Source organism: Actinomycetota bacterium, from assembly GCA_030776725.1.
Lineage (GTDB): Bacteria > Actinomycetota > Nitriliruptoria > Nitriliruptorales > JAHWKO01 > JAHWKW01.
Genome location: JALYHG010000002.1, coordinates 1 through 2,863, shown reverse-complemented (window position 1 = coordinate 2,863; position 2,863 = coordinate 1). Strand labels below are relative to the sequence as shown.

Here is a 2,863-nt window from a genome sequence, read left to right as displayed (position 1 = left end):
TGGTCACCCACCTCGACCTGCGTACCGGCGACCTCGCCGACCGGGTCGGATGCCCACGTGACGTAGCCTTGGCTCGCAGACCAACGGAAGCGTGACCCGTGAGCACCCTCCAGGCGTGGCTGATCGTCGGGGTCCCCGGGCTCGTCATCGTCGCTGGTCTGTTCGCCGGGCGCTCGCCGGTCCGCGCCGCGTTCGGCTACCTCGTCCTCGCCGTCCTCTTCGCGTTCCTCCTGCTCGTCCCGCGCAGCCCGATGTCAGCCGCCTTGGTCGGCACGATCGGTTTCCTACTGGTGGCGGCAGGCCGGGGAGAGACCGCGGTCGAGACCCAGGCCGCCGCGCGGGACGTCCCGATGCGGGTCGACGACCCCGACGTCGACCAACCTGAGCGGGTCTGACGCCACCTCGCAGACCATGCCGCACGGGCAACGCCGCCTCGAACGAGTCGCCGTGCTGCGCCCCGGCCGTGTGGACCTCCGCTGGTACCCTCGGCCGCGTTCACGGACGTCGCAGGGCTCTGCATGACGACCCGCCGGTACTTCATCCGCACCTTCGGGTGCCAGATGAACGAGCACGACTCGCAGCGCGCGGCGGGCGTGCTGGAGACGCTCGGGTACCGCCCCGCACCCGACGAGGACTCCGCCGACCTGGTGCTGTTCAACACCTGCGCGGTCCGCGAGAACGCCGACAGCAAGCTCTACGGGGCGTTGGGACGGCTCAAGCCGCTCAAGGACGACCGTCCCGACCTGACCATCGTGGTCGGGGGCTGCCTCGCTCAGAAGGACCGCGGTGACATCGCCGAGCGCGCCCCGTGGGTGGATGTCGTCTACGGCACCCACAACCTCGTCAACCTCCCGGCGCTGCTGGCCCAGGCCGACGCGCAGTCGCTCCCGGTGGTGGAGATCCTCGAGCAGATCGAGACCTTCCCGTCGGCCCTGCCCAGCAAGCGGGAGGTGCGCCACCACGCCTGGGTCTCGATCAGCGTGGGGTGCAACAACACCTGCTCGTTCTGCATCGTCCCGGCTCTGCGCGGCCCGGAGCGTTCGCGGCGCATCGGCGAGATCGTCCACGAGGTGCAGCTGCTGGTCGCCGACGGCGTGATCGAGGTCAGCCTGCTCGGCCAGAACGTCAACTCCTACGGCCGGGACCTGTACGGCGAGGCGATGTTCGCCGAGCTGCTCCGCGAGCTCGGCGAGATCGACGGCCTCGAGCGGGTGCGGTTCACCAGTCCCCACCCGCGCGACTTCACCGTGGACGTGCTCGAGGCGATGGCGGAGGTGCCCAACGTCTGCGAGCACCTGCACCTGCCGCTGCAGTCGGGCTCCGACCGTGTCCTGAAGGCGATGCGCCGGTCGTACCGGCAGCGTCGGTACCTCGACCTGGTGGAGCGGGCCCGGACGGTCGTGCCCGGGTGTGCGCTCACCACTGACATCATCGTGGGGTTCCCCGGCGAGACCGAGGATGACTTCGCCGAGACCCTGGCGGTGTGCGACACGGTCGGCTTCGACCAGGCGTTCACCTTCCAGTACTCGCCCCGACCCGGCACCGACGCAGCCACCATGGCCGACCAGGTCGACCCCGATGCCGTCGCCGACCGCTACGCGCGCCTGCAGGCGGTGACACGCGGCTGGTCGGAGCGCCGCCACCACGACCTGGTGGGTCGCGACGTCGAGGTCCTGATCGAGTCGCCTTCCAAGACCGACCCGCAGCGCTACTCGGGGCGGACCCGCGGCAACCACCTCGTCCACCTGCCGGTGGGCGGGGGGTACGCCCCCGGGGACCTGGCCACCGTCCCGGTCGTCGAAGCGGCGGCCAACTACGTCCTCGCCGGTCCCCCGATCGACGTGTGCCGCACGTCCGCGGGTCGGGCGACCGAAGCCGCCATCGCCGCCGGTGACGGGTGGACGGTCCAGCGGGTCGAGGCCCTCGGCCCGACGCTGCCGCTCGTGCCGGCCTGACGTGCGTGGCCTGGACGGGGCGGCCGTCATCCCCGGCGCCCCGCTGATGGTCCCCGCCGCGTCACCTGACCAGCCGGCGGACATCCGCGGCGAGGTCGCCGAGCTCCGCGACCTGGCCAACCGAGCACTGGCCGACCTACCGGACAGCGATGTGGTGGTCCTGGTCGCGGCCGGGCCACGGGGCATCTACGACCGGGCGATCGCCTCGCTGGCGCCGCTGGGAGTCGAGGGCGCTGAGGTGGAGCTTCCGGTCGCCACCGAGGCCGTCGACGACCTGTCACGGCTGACGCAGTACCCGATGTTCCGCGGCGATCCGCTGTCGCTGAGCCACTCCGTTCTGGCGCTGCAGCTGCACGCTGTGCGCGGCACCACCACGGTCCTGCCCGTCAACGTCCCACCCAACACCGACTTCGAGGTCCTGGTCAGCGTCGGTGCCAGCATCGGCGAGGCGTTCCGCGAAGCGGGACTCGTCGCCGTGGTCGTCGCGGCCGGCGACCTGTCGGCCGGTTTGTCCCAACGCAGCCCTGCTCACGTGATCGAGGGCGCGTCGCAGTGGGACGCCGCGGTCGTGGCCGCGGTGAAGGACGGCGACCTGCGCAGGCTGGCCGAGCTCGGCCCGGACGCCGCAGAACGCGTCCGCGCACTGGGATGGGCGCCGCTGGCCGTCGTCCACGGTGTGTGCGCGGCCGGGAGGCTGACACCGCAGCTGCTCGGGTACGGAGCGCCGTGCGGTGTCGGTGAGCTGGTGGCCGTCTGCGTCGGCGAAGGTCGACCCCGCCACGAGCCCTACGAGGTCGCCGCCACCCAGCGTCAGGGGGTCGTCCGGCGAACCGGCGACCGGCGGGGCTGATGGCCCACCGACGGGTGCTGGCGCTCGTCGGTCCGACCGCCAGCGGGAAGACCGATGT

3 protein-coding genes are annotated in these 2,863 nt (G+C 72.0%); all 3 read left to right on the top strand.

What is annotated here, in order from left to right:
- Positions 1-98 precede the first annotated feature (98 nt).
- The 3 genes from M3N57_00040 to M3N57_00030 all read left to right on the top strand — a co-directional run bounded on the left by M3N57_00040 (position 99) and on the right by M3N57_00030 (position 2,805).
- A complete protein-coding gene (locus tag M3N57_00040; protein ID MDP9021096.1) occupies positions 99-395 on the top strand; it encodes a hypothetical protein in 297 nt (98 codons plus the stop codon).
- Positions 396-518: 123 nt separating this feature from the next.
- The gene (gene miaB / locus M3N57_00035) at positions 519-1,955 is read left to right on the top strand and encodes a tRNA (N6-isopentenyl adenosine(37)-C2)-methylthiotransferase MiaB (GenBank protein ID MDP9021095.1); all 1,437 of its coding nucleotides are present in this window, start codon (positions 519-521) and stop codon (positions 1,953-1,955) included.
- A gap of 1 nt (position 1,956) precedes the next feature.
- Positions 1,957-2,805: a hypothetical protein gene (locus M3N57_00030; GenBank protein ID MDP9021094.1), complete on the top strand. Its 849-nt coding sequence runs from the start codon at positions 1,957-1,959 to the stop codon at positions 2,803-2,805.
- Positions 2,806-2,863: the final 58 nt, after the last annotated feature.